13 protein-coding genes and 1 tRNA gene are annotated in these 18,625 nt (G+C 42.2%); 10 read left to right on the forward strand and 4 right to left on the reverse strand.

Annotated features, from left to right (window positions below; translation table 11 throughout):
• The 5 genes from AC4E96_RS12510 to AC4E96_RS12530 all read left to right on the forward strand — a co-directional run.
• On the forward strand, nucleotides 1-195 hold a 195-nt coding region (locus tag AC4E96_RS12510), incomplete at its 5' end, for a DUF2986 domain-containing protein (protein WP_490256055.1).
• Between the two features lie 221 nt (nucleotides 196-416).
• Nucleotides 417-3,383, forward strand: coding sequence for a ligand-binding sensor domain-containing diguanylate cyclase (locus AC4E96_RS12515; protein ID WP_490256056.1), 2,967 nt, complete (start codon nucleotides 417-419; stop codon nucleotides 3,381-3,383).
• Nucleotides 3,384-3,561: 178 nt separating this feature from the next.
• Complete coding sequence (locus AC4E96_RS12520) at nucleotides 3,562-6,795, forward strand: VPS10 domain-containing protein (protein WP_490256065.1); 3,234 nt, start codon at nucleotides 3,562-3,564, stop codon at nucleotides 6,793-6,795.
• A gap of 253 nt (nucleotides 6,796-7,048) precedes the next feature.
• Entirely contained in the window at nucleotides 7,049-9,052 is a 2,004-nt protein-coding gene (locus AC4E96_RS12525; RefSeq protein WP_490256057.1) for a TonB-dependent receptor domain-containing protein, read from the forward strand.
• Between the two features lie 115 nt (nucleotides 9,053-9,167).
• Nucleotides 9,168-9,704, forward strand: a complete 537-nt coding sequence (locus AC4E96_RS12530; RefSeq protein ID WP_490256058.1) for a PepSY domain-containing protein — start codon at nucleotides 9,168-9,170, stop codon at nucleotides 9,702-9,704.
• On the opposite strand, the gene glpQ is transcribed toward AC4E96_RS12530, so the two are convergent.
• From glpQ to AC4E96_RS12545, 3 genes are all read right to left on the reverse strand, one after another.
• A complete protein-coding gene (glpQ, locus tag AC4E96_RS12535) occupies nucleotides 9,630-10,769 on the reverse strand; it encodes a glycerophosphodiester phosphodiesterase (protein ID WP_490256059.1) in 1,140 nt (379 codons plus the stop codon). The two genes, AC4E96_RS12530 and glpQ, sit on opposite strands and share 75 nt — an antisense overlap.
• A gap of 193 nt (nucleotides 10,770-10,962) precedes the next feature.
• A tRNA-Leu gene (locus AC4E96_RS12540) sits at nucleotides 10,963-11,047 on the reverse strand.
• A 272-nt stretch (nucleotides 11,048-11,319) separates the two neighbouring features.
• Nucleotides 11,320-13,812 carry a S8 family serine peptidase gene (locus tag AC4E96_RS12545; RefSeq protein ID WP_490256060.1) on the reverse strand — a complete coding sequence of 831 codons (2,493 nt, stop codon included), beginning with the start codon at nucleotides 13,810-13,812 and terminating at the stop codon, nucleotides 11,320-11,322.
• Between the two features lie 429 nt (nucleotides 13,813-14,241).
• Between AC4E96_RS12545 and AC4E96_RS12550 the strand changes: the two genes are divergently transcribed.
• From AC4E96_RS12550 to AC4E96_RS12570, 5 genes are all read left to right on the forward strand, one after another.
• Nucleotides 14,242-14,730 (forward strand): curlin subunit CsgB, encoded by a 489-nt coding sequence (locus tag AC4E96_RS12550; protein ID WP_488034000.1) that lies wholly within the window; start codon nucleotides 14,242-14,244, stop codon nucleotides 14,728-14,730.
• Between the two features lie 20 nt (nucleotides 14,731-14,750).
• A complete protein-coding gene (locus tag AC4E96_RS12555; RefSeq protein ID WP_490256061.1) occupies nucleotides 14,751-16,199 on the forward strand; it encodes a hypothetical protein in 1,449 nt (482 codons plus the stop codon).
• Between the two features lie 106 nt (nucleotides 16,200-16,305).
• Nucleotides 16,306-16,692: a CsgE family curli-type amyloid fiber assembly protein gene (locus tag AC4E96_RS12560; RefSeq protein ID WP_490256062.1), complete on the forward strand. Its 387-nt coding sequence runs from the start codon at nucleotides 16,306-16,308 to the stop codon at nucleotides 16,690-16,692.
• Nucleotides 16,693-16,694: 2 nt separating this feature from the next.
• A complete protein-coding gene (locus AC4E96_RS12565; protein WP_488033997.1) occupies nucleotides 16,695-17,135 on the forward strand; it encodes a curli assembly protein CsgF in 441 nt (146 codons plus the stop codon).
• 4 nt (nucleotides 17,136-17,139) lie between these two features.
• Complete coding sequence (locus AC4E96_RS12570; protein ID WP_490256063.1) at nucleotides 17,140-17,922, forward strand: CsgG/HfaB family protein; 783 nt, start codon at nucleotides 17,140-17,142, stop codon at nucleotides 17,920-17,922.
• A 26-nt stretch (nucleotides 17,923-17,948) separates the two neighbouring features.
• Here the strand turns inward: AC4E96_RS12570 and AC4E96_RS12575 are convergent.
• Nucleotides 17,949-18,625: helix-turn-helix transcriptional regulator (locus AC4E96_RS12575; protein ID WP_490256064.1), on the reverse strand; the 677-nt coding region annotated here is incomplete at its 5' end.

Consider the following 18,625-nt stretch of genomic DNA (forward strand, 5'->3'; position numbering starts at 1 on the left):
AAGACAATGAATCGCAGAAAAAAGATTAACGAAACGTTAAAAAAGAAAGCTAAAAAAATGAACGCCAAACGCAACCCTAAAAACAAACCTAAGTACATTTCAAAAGCTGAACGTGCCAAAATGGCAGATGCCCAAGCTGAGTCGAGCTCAGAAGGTATACTAGCCAGTGAGTCACTTAATAGACCTTCTGAATAGCAGTAGTTTGGTGCTAAGGTATTAATAAAATTAGTAAATTTTTCAATGTATATAAAATGGGCACTAGATGCTTTATTCTTGAGAAAATACTGCTAAAGTAAGGTTGCTAAAAATAATAACAACAACAGTGTTTGAACACTGGGCTTCATCCAAATCTAGGCAGATTAAAAAGCCATGATCTGTTTAGAAGATGGAACGAAATAAATCTAAAGGGAAAATTCATGGCGAACTCAAAGAATGCGGTTACTCCGTTATTTACTTGCTTTTTGGCGCTTTTTTTATGCTTCCAGCTCAGTGCGAGTACCCCCTCTGGCGATCATTTCTTAATTGAAACTTGGACCACTGAAAAAGGTCTTTCGCATAATACCATCGCCGATATTACTCAATCTGAAGACAAATATATTTGGTTAACGTCATGGGAAGGCGTTGATCGTTTTGATGGCCACTCCTTTAAAAATATAAAAGAAATCCATAACGTCCCCGTCACAGATAATGCAGCTCGTGGGTTTGCTACCGCGCCTAATGGCAATATTTATATAGGCGGAACCAAAGGTCAGGTTTTAATACGCAGTCAGCATGGTCAATGGCAAGAGTTTGTCCGGTTCAATTCACAAGTAAACCTTTTGACCTTCCACCATTTGTACCATTTGCTTGTAGTGACAGAAGAGCAAAAGCTGTTTGCTGTTAGCGCATCTGGAGAGCGCACAGAACTCATTCGCTCTTTGGTTATGGCAGATGATCAAATTACTAGTTTAACGTTAGTGAATGACCAGATTATATTGGGAACAACAAGTGGCTTGTATCACATTCGCGATCAAAAGCTCGTGCAGTTGGTCGATTTGGGGTCGGTCCGAGTCAACCAAGTTTTTTTCACCAATAATAAACTGTATGTCGCTACTTCTAGGGGCGTTGTTGTTTTATCGGGAAGTGACTTTTCAAAACAAGAACGATGGTTTGAACATTTAGATGTGTTGGCGCTTACTATCGATAGCAATGACAGGCTTTGGTTTGGTACAGCAAAAAGTGGATTGTATTTACGAGATGAAAAGGGTGCATTGACTAATTTTGGTACGGACGATAATTTGGCTAACAACCGAGTTACCAAGATATTTGAAGATCACGAACAAAGTATTTGGGCTGGTACCGTTGGAGGTTTATCTCGAATTAGAGAAAGCCAATTCAGAGCAGTGAGTACTAGGCAAGGACTCCAGTCAAATTACATTCGTGCAGTGATGGAGGGGCCTGCTGGTGACATTTGGATTGGCAGTTCAGACGGGCTCGCTCGTTATAACAAAAAGACCAATGAAGTCATTTCTCGTCACCTTGATGGACAATCTATTTTATCTATTGCATTAAGCCCTAATAATGAGATTTTGGTTGGGACCTATACCGATGGTGTCTTTATTAAATCTGGGGAAGGGTTCAAACCTTATATCACTACTCAAAATGGCCTACCATCAAATCAAGTTCGCAGTATATCAACTAATTCAAAAGGTGAAGTTTGGATTGGTACAGCACAGGGGCTATTGCGTTTAAAAGACGATGTGCAAACGGCTTTTAGTAGCGGAATGTCGAGTAATGTCGTTGCGGTTGTAAAAGAAATTGATGGCCAAATGTGGGCGGGCACGAGTCGAGGCATAGATTTTATAGTGGATGAAAAGTTCATTGAAATCAAAGCTCTTGAGTCTCTACAATCCGGTCATGTTTTTGACTTTTATCAAGACGAACAACTTAATGTCGTTTGGATCGCGACAGATACAGGATTGTATCGTTATGATTTAGAAACAAGTGAGTTAGCTAGACTAAGTCACCTAGATTATCAAAATGTTGCGAAGTTTTTTACGGTGATACGCGACAACAACAATTACCTTTGGTTAAGCTCGAATCAGGGAGTATTTAGGCTGAGTATTAATTCAGTTAACCGCTTGATGAACGGTGAAAGTGTCTCGCTCGAATATGACGTTTTTGAAGAATCAGAGGGCTTATTGAGTAAACAAGCCAATGGCCGTTCTACTCCTGCAGGTTATTTAGATAGTGATGGTGTGGTTTGGTTTGCAACGTCTAAAGGCGCAGTAAGTGCAGAAACTAAGCAACTTGAAACCTATGAAGGCACAACAAACCCACTGAGAATAGAGTCCATCGAAATTGACAAAGTCTTTCAGGATGTAACTAACAAGATAACTTTGCAGGCTTATAATCAGCACCTCAGAGTCAACTTTACCAGCATCAATTTGAAGGCGCCAAACCGCACAGAGTATCGTGCGCGTTTGGTTGGTTTTGACGAGGAATGGGAAAATCGTGGAGCAGTCAATTCCGTTGAGTACACAAGTTTGGAGCCTGGTACCTACACGCTGGAAATATCAACGTCAATTGCTCCCTATGACTGGTCTCGACCCGTAAAATTAAACATTACGAAACTGCCATATTGGTGGGAAACGTCTGTATTTAAGTTATCAGCGCTAATCACGATTATGTTAATTATTGGTATCGTTTTTTATTACAAGGCGATGCTGGATGGGCGCCGAAACGCTTTGTTAGAAGAGAAGATCAAAGAGAAAACCAGTAAACTACAAAAACGTTCTCAAGAGTTATCGGCCGCTAACAAAGAAAAGTCTGAGTTACTCGAAAAGCTAATAGAAAATACTCGGATTTTGGAGCAATTATCCCAAGAAGATGATTTAACAAAGTTGTTGAATCGAAGGGCGTTCTCTCTTGAATGTGCCAAGTGGGATGCTTATTCGAGACGAAAAGGCAGCGAGTATTGTATCGCCTTTTTGGATATAGATAACTTCAAACAAGTGAATGATGAATGGTCACACAGCGTTGGTGATGAGGTATTAAAGGCCGTCGCTAAGGTGATTGAATCAAACGTTAGAGACATTGATATTGTTGCGCGTTGGGGTGGTGAAGAGTTTATTGTTTTGTTTCCAGATACCGAACTAAGCTCGGCACATGTCTGTACACAGCGAATTCGTATGGCGGTTGAACAACACAAAGATCCAAATTGGAATGACAGCCTCAGTTTAACCTTAAGCGGTGGTCTTGCTTCTTCAATAGCGGCAGATAGCTATGAGCAGACTATTCACTTTGCAGATATGGCTTTGTATCGGGCTAAAGAGGCTGGACGAAATTGTATTTGCACTGATGAACAGTCCTCCCCAAATTTAGAGCTAAAACAGGTGACATAATAACAAGCTGAATTAAGACAGCGCCCATTTTTGTTTATTGAACGTGTATTTACTTTGATAAGAATAATGTTTGCTATATGGTTGTAATTGGACAAAATAACAACAACTAGGTAGGGAAAACATGAAAAGCTTCTCCAAAGTAACGCACTCATTGAGGGCTGCACTTGTTGCAACCCTCATGATTTCAAGTGCTGATGTATTCGCACTGAAAAAATCCACTGACGACAAGTCACCTTTTAATTCAAATACATTTAAAGCACTTGAATTGCGAAACATTGGGCCGGCTTACATGTCTGGTCGTATCGCGGATATTGCGGTTGATCAAAACGACCCTTCTACTTGGTATACAGCCGTTGGTTCTGGTGGAATCTGGAAGACAACGAATGCCGGTACAACTTGGTCGCCTATTTTTGATAGCCAGGCCGTATATTCAACCGGTGATGTAACTATTGACCCTAGTAACTCTAACATTATTTGGGTGGGCACTGGTGAAAACAACGGTGGTCGCCACATCAGCTTTGGTGATGGTGTTTATAAGTCACTGGATGGCGGTAAAACATGGAAAAACATGGGCTTAAAGAAGTCTGAGCGCATTTCTGACATTATCGTTCACCCTACCAATTCAGATATTGTCTGGGTGTCGGCACAGGGACCATTATGGAGTAGCGGCGGTGAACGAGGCCTCTACAAAACGACAGACGGCGGTAAAAGCTGGAAACAAGTACTCAAGCCTGAGGATGAGTGGACCGGCGTTACATCACTTTTAATTGATCCTCGTAACCCAGATAGACTTTATGCTGCAACTTGGTCTAGACAAAGAACCGTTGCAAGTTACGTAGGTACAGGTCCGGGCGCTGGTATCTATACTTCAGAGGATGGTGGTGAGACTTGGACTGAATTAAAAACCGGCTTACCAAGCGGTAACATGGGTAAAATCGGCATGGCCATTTCGCCGCAAAACCCAGACGTGTTGTACGCAACCATCGAAATCGATAACCGTAAAGGTGGTTTCTATCGTTCGGAAGACCGTGGTGCAAGCTGGACTAAAATGTCCGACGAAGTCGGCGGTGGTACAGGACCACATTACTACCAAGAGATCTTTGCTGACCAACATCAGTTTGACCGTGTTTATATCGCGAGTAACTACAGTAAAGTATCCGATGATGGTGGCAAAACATGGACACCAATTAACACTAAACGCAAACACGTCGATGATCATGCAATGGCATTTCATCCAACCGACCCAGACTTTGTCTTGATTGGTTCGGACGGTGGTATTTACATGTCGCATGACCGTATGGCTAACTGGCGTTTTATTGCAAACTTACCTTTAACTCAATTTTATAAAGTAGCGGTTGATGATGCCGAACCGTTTTATACGGTTTATGGTGGTACACAAGATAACTCCACTCAAGGTGGACCATCTCGCACTGACCGCACCGATGGCATCAAAAACAAAGATTGGTTTTTGACCCTTGGCGGTGATGGACATCAACCGGCAACCGAGCCAGGTAACCCAGATATTGTTTATTCGCAGTGGCAGCAAGGTAATCTGACCCGCCATGATCGCACCACGGGTGAAAACGTTTATATCAAGCCACAACCAAGACCTGGCGAACCAGCGGAACGTTTTAACTGGGATGCACCAATCAATGTTTCAGCTCACGACCCTAAACGCATTTATTTTGCGTCACAACGAGTGTGGCGATCGGATGACCGTGGTGATAGTTGGACACCTATTTCGGGTGATTTGACGAAAAATGGTAACCGTATGCACATGCCAGTAATGGGCCGTACCTGGTCTGTTGAGGCGGGTTGGGATATTTATGCCATGTCTGAATATCACACCATTGCTAACTTTGCGGAGAGCCCAGTCGATGAAAATATCCTTTGGGTAGGTACCGATGATGGTCAAATTCAAGTGACCAAAAATGGTGGTAAAGATTGGAAAAAAATCGACCTGAAGAAGATACGTGGTGTTCCAGAGACGGCTTATGTAAATGACATTCGTGCTGACTTATTTGATCCAAATACCGTGTATGTTGCACTTGATAATCACAAGTACGGTGACTTCAAACCTTACTTAATTAAGTCTACAAACCTAGGTAAAAAATGGACGTCGTTAAGTGAAGATATTCCAGAGAACCACTTAGTTTGGCGAATTGTTCAAGACCATGTAAACAAAGACTTATTGTTTATTGGTACAGAATTTGGTGTGTTTTTCTCAGTCAATGGCGGTAAAAAATGGTTAGAGCTAACGGGTGGTATTCCAACGATTTCCACACGTGACGTGCAAATCCAACGCCGTGAAAACGACTTAGTTGCAGGTACCTTTGGCCGCGGAATATATATTCTTGATGATTATGCGCCACTTCGAGCCCTTAATGAAAAAGCGTTAGAAAAAGAAGCACTATTATTTGCACCAAGTCGTCCTGTTAAATGGTTCCAGCTCGATGGTAACCATACCGAAACAGACGGTGATGATCGATTTGTCGCCAAAAACCCAGAGCATGGGGCGACATTTACTGTTTATTTAAAAGAAGCACTGAAAACAGCAAAAGAGCGTCGCCAAGAGGCTGAAAAAGCCATGGTTAAAGATGAAAAATACCCTAAATATCCATCATGGGAAGCCATCGAAGCTGAAAATGAAGAGGCGAGCCCAGCGGTTTATTTAGAAATATCGGATGCAAACGGCGACTTTGTTGAGCGTGTTTCTGCGAAAACATCAAAAGGCCTACAACGTGTTACGTGGGATATGACCTATGCCAAAGCCAGCGCGGTAACTGGTAGTAAATCTGGTTGGAGTCCACTAGGTGATGGCCTGATTGCACCACCTGGAGTATACACGGCAACCTTATTTAAGCGTGAAGGTAGCAAGGTCACTGAGTTAGTTGGCCCAGTTCAATTTGAATTAAAACCAATTCGTCAGAATGCACTTGTCGGTCCGACGCCTAATGAGGTTCATGAGTTTGGTGAGGCGATAGTTAAAGCAGAAAGCCGTGCATCAGCAGCAAGTGCTGTGCTAAAAGATGTCAAAGGAACATTGGACGCTATTCGCTCTGCGATTGATGTGACGCCTAACAACATTCAAGAGCTCGAAGCGGCGTACGCAAATATTCAAGCGGAAATTAATGCCATTGAGCGCGAACTTTATGGCTTAGAGTCTCGCAATCGAAAAGGTATTAAACCTGCGAATATCAGTAGCCGTTTACAATATGCAATGTCTGCAACTTGGTCTTCATATGGTCCAACAAAGCAGCATAAAGAGCAATTTGGTTATGCTATGGAAGGCTTAGAAAAAGTCACTAAACGCATCGCATCATTGCAACAAAATGCAATTCCTGCATTACAACAAGCCGTTGTTGATGCTGGTGGTCCTTGGACTAAAGGTGCGCCTCTGGTCGCAAAATAGTCTTTTGAGACTAAGTTATATGTAGACAAGCGGCACTGACTAAAAAGCAGTGCCGCTTTTTAATAGGCCGTTTCCAAAAATTAACAGTATTCGTGAATCAACAGCAGTATATTGATCAAACATGAAAAAATGCCATTTTTACCTGTTTAACATTTTAGTCACATCGGCAGTTTGTGTGGCGGTGACTTCGTTTGAGGTTAAGGCGATTGCGAGCTCTATTGAATCTACTAGGTTTACTATAGAGTCGGCTACTGTGCGACCAACATCAACAAAATCAACACCAAAACCAACTTCAACCCCAGAGGCAGTACCAAATACGTTTCCTGAAGTTATTCAGGTTTTAGCGCCCAAGTCACAGTTCTTATCCGAGCTAGACAGTGCAGCAGAGTTTGTCAATCACAGCCTGATGGGGCGTTTTAATCAAACGATTGCTGATGATTTAAGTTTGCACCCAAGTGTCAGCTTAAATGGTCAAGGTGGCCAGTTCCAAAGTTATTCCATCCGAGGATTTAGTAAAGGTCGAATTAGAACTGAGGTGGACGGTATTCCGATTGTTACTGATAGGCGTGCCGGCAATGCCGCTTCCTTTATCGCATCCGACTTAGTCTCTAGCGCATTGGTTTTGTCTGGTCCTCGTTCAACTTTATATGGCTCAGGCTCAATGGGTGGCGTCGTGAGTTTGAGTACAGAAGGGCATGATTCTGGTATAAAGCTGACTACACAACCGCAAAATGACGCATTGGCTGTTACCTTCACTCGACAAAAAGACCTACTGACTCAAGGGTTAAGCTTTGAAAAGTCAGGAAATACTGAGGACTTTGATAGTAACGAGTTGAATACGCAGTTTAAAAGGATAAGTGCGTTGCATCGGCATACCGTTCAACTTTCGGATTACACAGTAACAACCTCACTTCTTACAGGTATCGGTAAAGATATTGGTAAAAGTAATATTCGATTCCCCGACCGTGAAGTCAGTCTTTATCCAGAGGAAACCCATGTTTTGAGTCAGTTACATGTTTCAGCGCAATCCGGCTGGCAAGGAAAGGTGTTTCACCATTACCAAAACTGGGACAGTGTAGTGGACAGAATCGACCGTTACCAATCTCAAAGCGACTATCAAAGCCATACACTAGGCGCTCAATTCATAGCACCTGTTGATGAATTCGACCTAGATGTGGGGTTGGATTGGCTCTCGAGAAAGGGCGTTCGAATATCAAGCGCTACTCGGTTTTATAAAGCGCCTTTTGACGGTATTGATGCGGTAAACATTGAGCGTAGCAGCGGAGTTTCATATCAGGAGAGCGCCTCCGGTCAGGAGAAAACCCCAGATCAGAAGGTAGTTGCGGGTTTGGCGGCAGACGTAACGGTAGGCAGTGAGATTCAGCAAAGTTATTTAAACGGAGAGGAAGACCAAGTTGGCGCCTTTTTAAAAGGACAATTTAACGGCGGTCAAATGAGATTTGATTGGGGACTTCGCTATGATTGGTTAAAACAAGTTTCCGTGTATGATCATTTTCTGAGTGGTTCTGCTGCGCTTTCCTATTCGTTTAATAAAGCGTGGGAACTGAACGTAAATGTTGCGAATGGATTTCGCTCTGCGACCCTATCAGAGCGTTTTTTCGTAGGGCCAACACCGAGAGCTTATGTTGTTGGTAACCCAGAGCTTTTACCTGAACAAAGTAAAGGTATTGAGTTTGGTCTTAATCACAGTTTAGGCTTTGACTGGTCTTTGAGTGTGTGCGGTTACTACTATCAAGTCGATGACTATATCGAGCGAGTACAACTGGTTGATGAAAGACCGGATGACTTACAATCATTTGATTCTGTGCTGAGCTATCGAAATACCGAAAGTGCGACGATACGCGGTGTTGAAGCAGCTTTCTCTTGGCACATTAATGATGGTCTTGAATACCGTTTTAGTTATCAAAAACAACAGGGGCTAGATGAAAAAGACGCTCGAATTGATGACATTCAGCCACAGCGTATTGATACCGCCTTAATACTAAATACAGAAAGATTTTCATGGTTGTATCGTGTCAGCTATCAACCTAAAGTTGAGTCTTATGGGCCTTCAGAGTTGCCTCGAGAGCAAGTATGGCTACATAACTTAGGGCTAGATTATCATTGGTCAGCAGACATCTCCGCCCAACTAAATATAACGAACTTAACCAATCAGGCTTATTTTGGTAGTTTAGATAAAAATGCGCCTATACAAGCAGGTCGAACATTAAAGTTAGCGTTCAAGTGGCTTTTTTAAATCACTTGTTGAAACCACCTGATTAAGCCACTAAATGTTTGGTACATAACGCTTTAAATTGTGACTAAGATAATTAGTCGAAACCAATTCAGAAACCAGGAAACTCGAAGTAATCATGAGTGCAAAAAAGACCAACCGCCTGATTCATAAATGGGCAAGTATCATTATCGCTATTCCAATATTGGTCGTATTTGTTACCGGTATTTTGTTGTTGGTCAAAAAGGAGTTCGATGTCTTACAGCCGCCAACCATGAAAGGCCATAATAGCGGTGTGAGCATTCCATTTGAGCAAGTGTTGGACATCGCTAAAACCGTTGAATCAGCTCAAGTTTTGTCGTGGCAAGACATAGATAGACTGGACGTAAGACCTAATAAAGGCATTATCAAAATACGCGCAAACAACCGCATCGAAATCCAAATAGACGGTCACTCTGGCGAGGTTTTGCATGTTGCTAAGCGCAACTCAGATCTGATTGAAAGCATTCACGACGGAACCTTTTTTCAGAAGTCCGCCAATTTATGGCTAATGCTGCCGGTTGCTATCATTGCCGTGTTGGTATCGATTACTGGTATTATCTTATTTGTGTTGTATTACACCAAGCGCTCGGTCAGGAAAGTCGGTAAACACACCGTCAACACCCAAATCAAATAAAAACAAGCTCAAAAGCTCATCAAAGTTACTTACATACTTAGGTAACTTCTCTGGGTCCGCTCTAAAGGTGTAAGGGTGGACAGCAAGGCCCAATTGATGAGCATCTTCAACTAAGCTGGTTGGGGTGACGGCTCCCAATCGACTGCCCGATTCGACAAGCATAGAAAGGTGCGGCCCAACGCCATCCGCGTACTTAGCTATTTTACTAAGGCCTTGTTTGGAGAACATCCAGTCGTAATTGTACGGCTTTTTCTGATTGTTTTTATATTCGTAACTGACGTTCCATTTGGAATAGGCCATGAGTTGAACCAATTTAATGTTCATATTCAGCCTTGGCATTAATTCATTTTTTATCCGTTGTAGCGCGTTAGGGTCAAAGCTTTGTAAATAAACGCGGCTGCTTTTGTTTTGATAACCGAGTTTTTTTAACGCTTCAAGTACCATTAGGCTGATATCAACCCCTTCGTTTTTATGAAACGCTGGGGATTTTATTTCTGGATAAATCCCAACGTTTTTACCCAATAAACGGTTTAGGTTTTGGATAAGAGCGACTTCCTCTTCAAACGTATGAATTTGGAAGCGGCCTTGATTAATCGGAAATCGATTTGGGTACTCTGCTCTCGTATTCGTTCCGCTGCTATTAAACCGCTCAGACACTCGTAAGGTACGCAACTCAGCAAGAGTAAAGTCGATGACATAAAAACGACCATCGGCTCTGGCCCGTCCAGGAAATTGGGTCACGACATCTGTCGTGTTATCAAGAGTGAGATCGTGTAATACAACGAGTTGTTTGTCTTTGGTTACAACAACGTCCTGCTCGATAAAGTCAGCGCCTTGAGCAAAAGCAAGGACCTTAGCTTCCATTGTATGTTCGGGCAAATAACCACTGGCGCCACGATGGGCGATGACGATTTTGTCCTTGGCGCCTGTCTTCACTTTTTGAGAGTCCGAAATTTGCGTAATGCTTGATAAAGAATTCGATACCGCGGAGCAGCCCGTTAGTAAGACTAGGCTTGCAGCCAACGACAAAAGTATTAGATAAGCGCGAGAAATAGATAGGGACATTGAGGCTCCTTTCCGTAATGAGCAACGTTTTAAAAGCATAGCTTATTTTTTACACTAGGTTTATGACAAGTAAATTAAGGAGAAGGATTGATTTTTACTTTGGGGAAAGCGCTGTTTTTGAAAAATTTCAGGCATAAAAAAACCGACACTCTTTAAAAGAATAATCGGTTGTTTTTTCTCTTTAAAAGAGAAGTGGTACCGGTGGGCGGACTTGAACCGCCACGCCCGAAGGCAACGGATTTTGAATCCGTCATGTCTACCAATTCCATCACACCGGCACAGATTGGTTTGCTATAAAGCGACAAGAATTATAACGGTCGACTTAATAACTGCAAGCTATTTGTTAACTAAATGATTCAATTGTCGATAATTTATCCATTGGTTGTTAGATGAAGGCTGCAATTAAAACTTAGGTGGCTCTATTTCTCTTTGACTAACGAAGCCAACTTCTAAAGTGACGTTAGTTAGCGGGTAAAATAAGCAGTCACCCATAAAAAAGCCCCAGCAACTGCCGGGGCTTAGATTAGCTAAGTTAGTTAATAATCAGAGATTAAAAGCTAGCTGTGATTTCATTTGAACAAGAAACCGTACCAGCGTTACACACTTGGTAAGTGTATGACGTTGCTGACGCTCTACGTTCGATATCACGGTATGTACCAGTGTTAGCAACTGTGTCGTATAGCTCACCGTTGCGGTAGATATCAACCATCTCTGCTGTGCTACCTTCGTATGTGAAGTCTACACGTAAGCGACCTAGACGAGATAAGTAAGCTCGTTTGATCTCTGCAGTGATGATATCAGCTGATACTGCAACTGAAGAAGTAGTTGATGTTGCGTTACCCGCTTCATCAGTTACTGTTAGTGTTACGTCGTACGTTCCTGCCGCAGCAAACGTGTGAGTAGGGTTTTGTTCAGTAGACATGTTACCGTCACCAAAGTCCCAATCCCATGACACGATGTCATTGTTAAGGTCAGTACTTGAGTCCATGAAGCTTACTGATAAGCCTAGTAGCTCATAACCGAAGCTTGCTACTGGAGGAGCTGGTAGTAATTCACCTAATGCACTAATAGTCATTGACCAGTTATTAAGTGTACCCACATCAGCGCCGTATGAATCAACAACTGTAAGTGTCCAGTCACCTGTACCTGACTCACCACTGAATGCATCAGTGCTTACTGTTTTGCTGATATCGTCTGCACTTCCGCCATCTTGGTTGTGAAGAATAGCTGTCGTACCCATTGGCGATGTCAATGACACTGTTAAGTCACCAATCCAAGTATGAGTGATGTTGATGTAAGTGTTGTGAGAGAAAACAGTAATTGGGTCAGCAACATTAATTGTTGATGTCGCACCTACAGGGTCTGCATCAGGAATATCAACTGGTGTGTTGTTGCTATAAGTGACGTCGAATAAACCTTGTGGCTCAACACTTAGGCTTACTGTCGCTTCTTTTAATAATTCACCACTTGTGCCTGTAACAGTGAAGCTGTAATCGCCCCAAGCTGTTTCTGCTGTAGTAGGAACAGTTAGTGTGAATGATTGACCTGGTGCAACTGTTGAGCTTGAAAGTACCGCACCTTCAAGGTTACCAACGACTGAAAGGCTAACGTCGCCAGACCAGTCTGCGATTGAACCAACGTCAAACGAATAAACCGCAGCATCACCAGCCGTAACAGTTTGCATTACTGGTGTTACGCTGAACTTAAAGCCAGGAGTAGGATCTGCATTCTCTAATGCATTAAACGCATTCAAACGATTACCAGAAACAGTTTTACCTGTTAGGTCTGCATTTGTATCACCTGATGTCATTAACAACTCTTTCATTTCAAGTGCAGTTAATTCAGGGTTAACTGACCATGCTAGTGCTGCAACACCAGTTACGTGAGGTGTCGCCATCGACGTACCTGAGTAAACTGCGTAATTGTTACCTGGAGTTGTTGATAAAATAGCAGAACCTGGTGCACCCATATCAATCGTTGTTAAGCCCCATTGTGAGAAGCCTGACATTGAATCTGTATGAGTGGTGCTAGCAATACCCATTACAGTGTCATGAGGATAACCTGTTGGGTAGCTTGGTGTTTCATCGTTATCGTATGCGTCATTACCAGCCGCTGCGATAAATAGAATGTCTGCTGCTTCAGAAGCCGTAAGTGCATCGTCTAGTGCTTGGCTATAGCCACCGCCGCCCCAACTGTTGTTGGTAGCACGAACATTTACGCCATTATTCTTTAGGTCAACAAAGTAGTTAATACACTCGATGGCGTCAGAAGTAGTACCGCCATTCGCACCTAAGAACTTACAACCAATCATAGACACCGCGTGGTTAACACCTACAACACCTTCAGCGTTGTTGCCTGTTGCACCGATAGTACCGGCAACGTGAGTACCGTGGCCACCAGTGTCCATTGGGTCACCAGAGCTATCAATCGCGTTAATACCGTGAACGTCATCAATATAACCATTACCGTCGTTATCAATGCCATCGCCCGCGATTTCACCTGGGTTTACCCACATATTTGCAGCTAAGTCTGGGTGAGTGTAATCAACACCCGTATCGATAACACCGATGACAACGTCACGGCTACCCGTTGATGTTTCCCACGCCTCTGGCGCATCGATATCTGCATCAGGAGTACCGCCAGTTTGGCCTGTGTTGTGTAAGCCCCAAAGCTCATCGTAACGCGAGTCGTCAGGCGTTACCGCTGGGTGAACGATATAATCTGGTTCTGCATATAAAACGGCTGGGTTGCCTTTTAGTTTTGCTAGTGCGTCTTTAACTGACATGCCGCGCAGCTCAAGCTTAGCCATGCGACCTTTTAGTAGGTTTTTGAAACGATCATCAATCTCATCATTGTTTAAGTCAGAGATCTTCGCGCCCAACTTAGAGCGAACAGAACGACGTTGTAGTTTTGAAGCTGAGTCTTTGTATACAACAATAACAGAGTCAGCGGCGTATTCTTTTTGTTGAACGCCATGCTCAAGTGAAGCAGTCGCCATTAATGGCAACATAGCTAGAGATAAAGTAGTTAGTTTTAGTTTCATGTTTAGAATCCACTTCTAGTTAATAGAGTACCCAAAGTGCAACATCTTTGGATAACAAGTTAGATTCTTCACTGTGTCTTTAAATACATCTAATAATACGAAATAAGCAACGCCCTAACTTTAGCTATAAAAAGGCATAAATTGCTAGCGATAAATAAAAAATGAGAATTAAGTCTTAGAAAGGAGCTAACAAAGGAGTGTTTTTAGTAAAAAAGTATTAGTTTTGTAGGGGAAATCCTTTATTTCAAAACTAATACTTTTTTATTAGAAATAGTTTTCATTTCAACCCTTAAAACCCGTTATTGAACCTGCACTGTACCTAACTCTCTGTAAAGTATGGATTTAATAATTTTAAGCCTTTCGGGCGATAGTTATCAAAATTTAAACACACTAAATTAAATGGGCAACGAACAGTTTGATGGCAGGTTAATGAGAACAAATAAAAATAATAAACCTTGTACAAAGTACACAACCAGACGCCAGGGTCTCATTGGGGCGCTAGTTGTGTGTTTAACAAGCTTTTCTCATTTTTGTAGTTCCCAAGACTTGGTCTCAGGCAACGAACTAAAAGATTCTTCACTGTCTTTAAGTCTGATGAAGCACGTAGTGCCGGCAAACAATCAAGCCAGTCACATGGTGATTTCTCAATACGGAATACTAAACAACATAGAAGTTAGTCAAATGGCTAACCTCAACAACACAATAACCGTTTTGCAAAATGGTATGAACAATAGTGCAAACCTAAGCCAGCAAGGTTACGGCAACGTTATCAATTTAGAACAATTCGGTAACGACAACTTTGCCGAGGTGATACAAGACGGGAATGCCAATACAGCAAACATAATTCAAACAGGTGAACAGAACTTCACTGTTCATCAAATCGGAAGCGATATGGTCGTTAATATTACTCAATATTGATGGTACCGGAGGACGAAATAATGAAAAATAATAAATCAATCATTGCAAGTGCTATTTTACTAGCGTTGGGTTCACAAGTAGCAGTAGCTGCTGAAGATGCAACTAAGTCTGCACCAATTGCTCAGGCAAGCAAAGACTTCCAAGTTAACGTTGTCGGTAACGAAATCGTCATCACACAAGTTTCTTCTGAAGGTGCTGTATTTGGTAATGAGGTTGTTTTATCACAAACAGGTGATGTTAACGCAATCAACGTATATAGCGACGGCGATGGTAACATCTCTGACATAATTCAAAATGGCGAAGGTAACACTGCTTGGGCATCAAGCATTGGTGACTTTAACTCGCAAGTTGTTGACCAAAGTGGTTTATATAACGCTTATGAAGCCAACCTTACAGGCAGTGACAACATGGTTACTGTTTCACAAGAAGGTGAAGGCTTAATGGGTTACTACAATGACTCATTGAACAATGTGTCTGGTAGCATGAACACCATCGATACTACTCAATCTGGCGGTGGCCAATGGTCTATCAATCTTGCTGTTTCAGGCGATGATAACTCAATTGAAACCACTCAAAGCGGTGACTGGAATGAATCAATCATCTTGGGTGTTGCCGGTAACGAAAACAGCCTTGAAGTAACTCAAGACGGCTTTTTCTCAAACACAACTCTTGATGGGCTAAACGGCAGTGGTAACTATATTACAGTTGACCAAGATGGCGACCAGAACGCTCTTCAACTTGGTACAATCAACGGTGATGATAACTTCATCATGGTTGAGCAAGAAGGCATGACTAACGAAACGGTTTTCAATGCGATTGAAGGTTCTGAAAACGATGTGATGGTAATGCAGGATGGTGACGACAATGTTGCAGAGGTTATCGTTCTGGGTTCAGGTAACGAGTTTACCGCGATCCAAGACGGTATGGCTAATGACGTTTATGTAGGTGCACTAAGTGAAGAGACTGAGTTTGACGTAACTCAAGTGGGTGATTTTAACCAAGCACACGTTGTTAACTTCATGGGTATTAGCAATGAAGTTGATGTTAATCAAACGGGTGACGAAAACATCGCGATTGTTCAAGGCGCACAAGGTGCTGATAACCCAACTATGAACAACGATGTCGACATTACTCAAGACGGAAACATGAACGACCTATTCTTTGAGTATGGTTCTATCATTGATACAAACGAATCTGTTGCAACGATTGCTCAAGACGGTGACCTAAACTCGATTGACATGTTATTAGAAGGCGACATGCACATTGTGAACATCGAACAGCTAGGTGATGAAAACATGATCACTGGTGCAGGCGGCGCTCCAATGCTTGTTGGTGGCTATGCAATCACGCTTAACATTACTCAAGAAGGTAATGGCAACATTGTTGAAGGTGACGTAATCAGTGCAATGGGCACGATTGACATCACTCAAGTTGGTGATTGGAACACTGCCGTTATCATGCAAGACTAATAGTAAAGCGTTTATTGACGTTTATTAACTAGTTATAAAATAAGGGGCTGATTAGCCCCTTATTTTTTGCATGTAATTTCGTCAAATAATGGTAGTCTAGGTAACTATGCTAAAAAACGTATTTTTAACACTTTTGTTGTTCTTGGTTGCGCAGCCAAGTCAGGCCTCACAGGAAATAGAGATAGGCGGGTTGTTGCTCGACAACACTATTAGTCGTCAAGGCCGAGAGTTTGCTTATCAATACAGCCAGTATTGGCGCGATGTTCAAAACTCTGCTGGATTTAACGTTCAAATCAAAGAACAAGTGATTCCTCGCTCAGGCACCAAATTAATGGTGTATTTAAATAATAATGTTATTTTTGTAACCTACTTTGGCCGCCGATTACAGCCAATTAAACCTCAAGTTGAAAGCGCAATTTATGTTTTACTCGAGGAAATGGCCAAAACTCAGTTTACTGAAAGTAACCCAGATATAGCTCAAAATGGATGGTAGAAATGAAGTTTAAAACAAGTGTCCTTTTCCTTGGCTTCCTGTTGTCTAGTGGCTCATATGCATCTAATTTGGTGTATAAGCCGGTAAATCCAAGTTTCGGTGGCAACCCTATTAATGGCAGCTTTTTATTAAACAAAGCGCAATCTCAAAACATGCACAAGGCACCTACGCTAGAACAGTCCTATGCAGAACGATTTCAGTCTTCTCTTGAGCGCGCTTATATAAGTAAGCTAGTTAGAGAGATCACTGATTTAGCTTTTGGTGAGACTTGTGATCCTGCAGACCCGACATGTGAACCGAGTTTGCTTTCTGAAGATTCTATCTTCACCAGTGGTGATCACATTATCGAAGTCATCACGACTAATGCCGATAGCATTAAAGTAGAAGTAACGAACACACTGACAGGTGAAGTCACTATAATAGAAATTCCAAGGTTCGGATAAGTTTATGAAGCAGTTTTTATCTATCGCAGCCGCTGTACTAATGACGGGTTGCAGTACAATTAGTAATGTTTTACCACCAGATCAAACGCTAGCCGTAGAGATGGAACAAACGGAAACCTTCAGCGAGTTAGAGCAATTGCCTAACCCGGCAGGCATGATCCCGGTTTCGGTTTACTCTTTTCGTGATCAAACCGGTCAATACAAACCGCAAGACAACGGTAGCTCATTCTCAACCGCAGTAACACAAGGTGCGACGTCAATTTTGATGCAAACCTTAAGTGACTCAAAATGGTTTATGCCTTTAGAACGCGAAGGGCTACAAAACATTTTAACGGAACGAAAGATCATTCGTGCAGCGTTACAAGAAGCGCAAAAGTCAGGTGAAAATACTCAAGAATTACCAGCGTTATCTACCTCAAAACTTCTTATTGAAGGCGGCATAATTAGTTATGATTCGAATATAAAAACCGGTGGCTTTGGCGCTGAGTATTTTGGTATTGGTGCATCAGAACTGTATCGTGAAGACATGATTTCAGTTTACATGCGTGCAATCGATGTTCGAACTGGTCAAGTGTTAGTATCAGTATCAACTTCTAAGAAGGTATTGAGTAAAGAAGTACGTGCTGGCTTTTTCCGTTATGTAAGCTTTAAACGTCTAGCGGAAGCAGAAGGTGGTTATAGCACTAACGAACCTATGCATATTTGTGTCAAACAAGCGATTGAAAAGGCGACTGCCGAGCTTGTCTTAAAGGGCATAGATAAAAATGTATGGAGAGCTAGGTCTTAAGAGAAACCAAAAAGTGGGAGCAGTTATTAACTGTTGCCCACTTGTTGTGTTAGTGAAATTAATTCAACTCGATTACGTGATTGGGTCTTTCTAAAAATACTGTAAAGATGGGTTTTGACCGTATTTGGGCTGATATGCAATTGCTCAGCAATCTCTGCATTCTTGGCACCTTTAGACACTAAGTTAATAATGGCGTTCTCACGTTTTGTTAAATTGAGAAAACCAAAGTCTTTGTCCTCAATAGTCGATGCGCGACCACTTAACAACTCAGTAATTGCTTCGTTCATTGCTTCGCGCTTAAACCATCGCTCCTTTTGCTGAAGGTGACTTAAGCCTTTCAAGATGATGTCAGGTCGCTCATTGCTGTAGAAAATACCATTAAAACCAGCTAAAACGAGTTGTTTTTCACACTGTTCATTTGGATCTGCATTAAACAACACGACACGGGTTTTTTCTGCAAGTTGTTTGAATTCAGTCGGCAAGTTACCACAACAATCAGCAGCGCCAGCATCGATAAAGACCATATCGGTATGATCAAAGGATGCAACATCGGGGATATGTGTTGTTGTTTCTGAATGAAGACCGAATGTATCGATCAAGGCGAGGAAAAGGTCCGTGGACTCTTTATCCGTTGATTCGCTTAATAAAATTACTACTCTATGCAAACTAAACTCCCATCGCGCTTCCGTGCACAGTACGTAAA

It is taken from the genome of Psychrosphaera sp. (assembly GCF_982872775.1).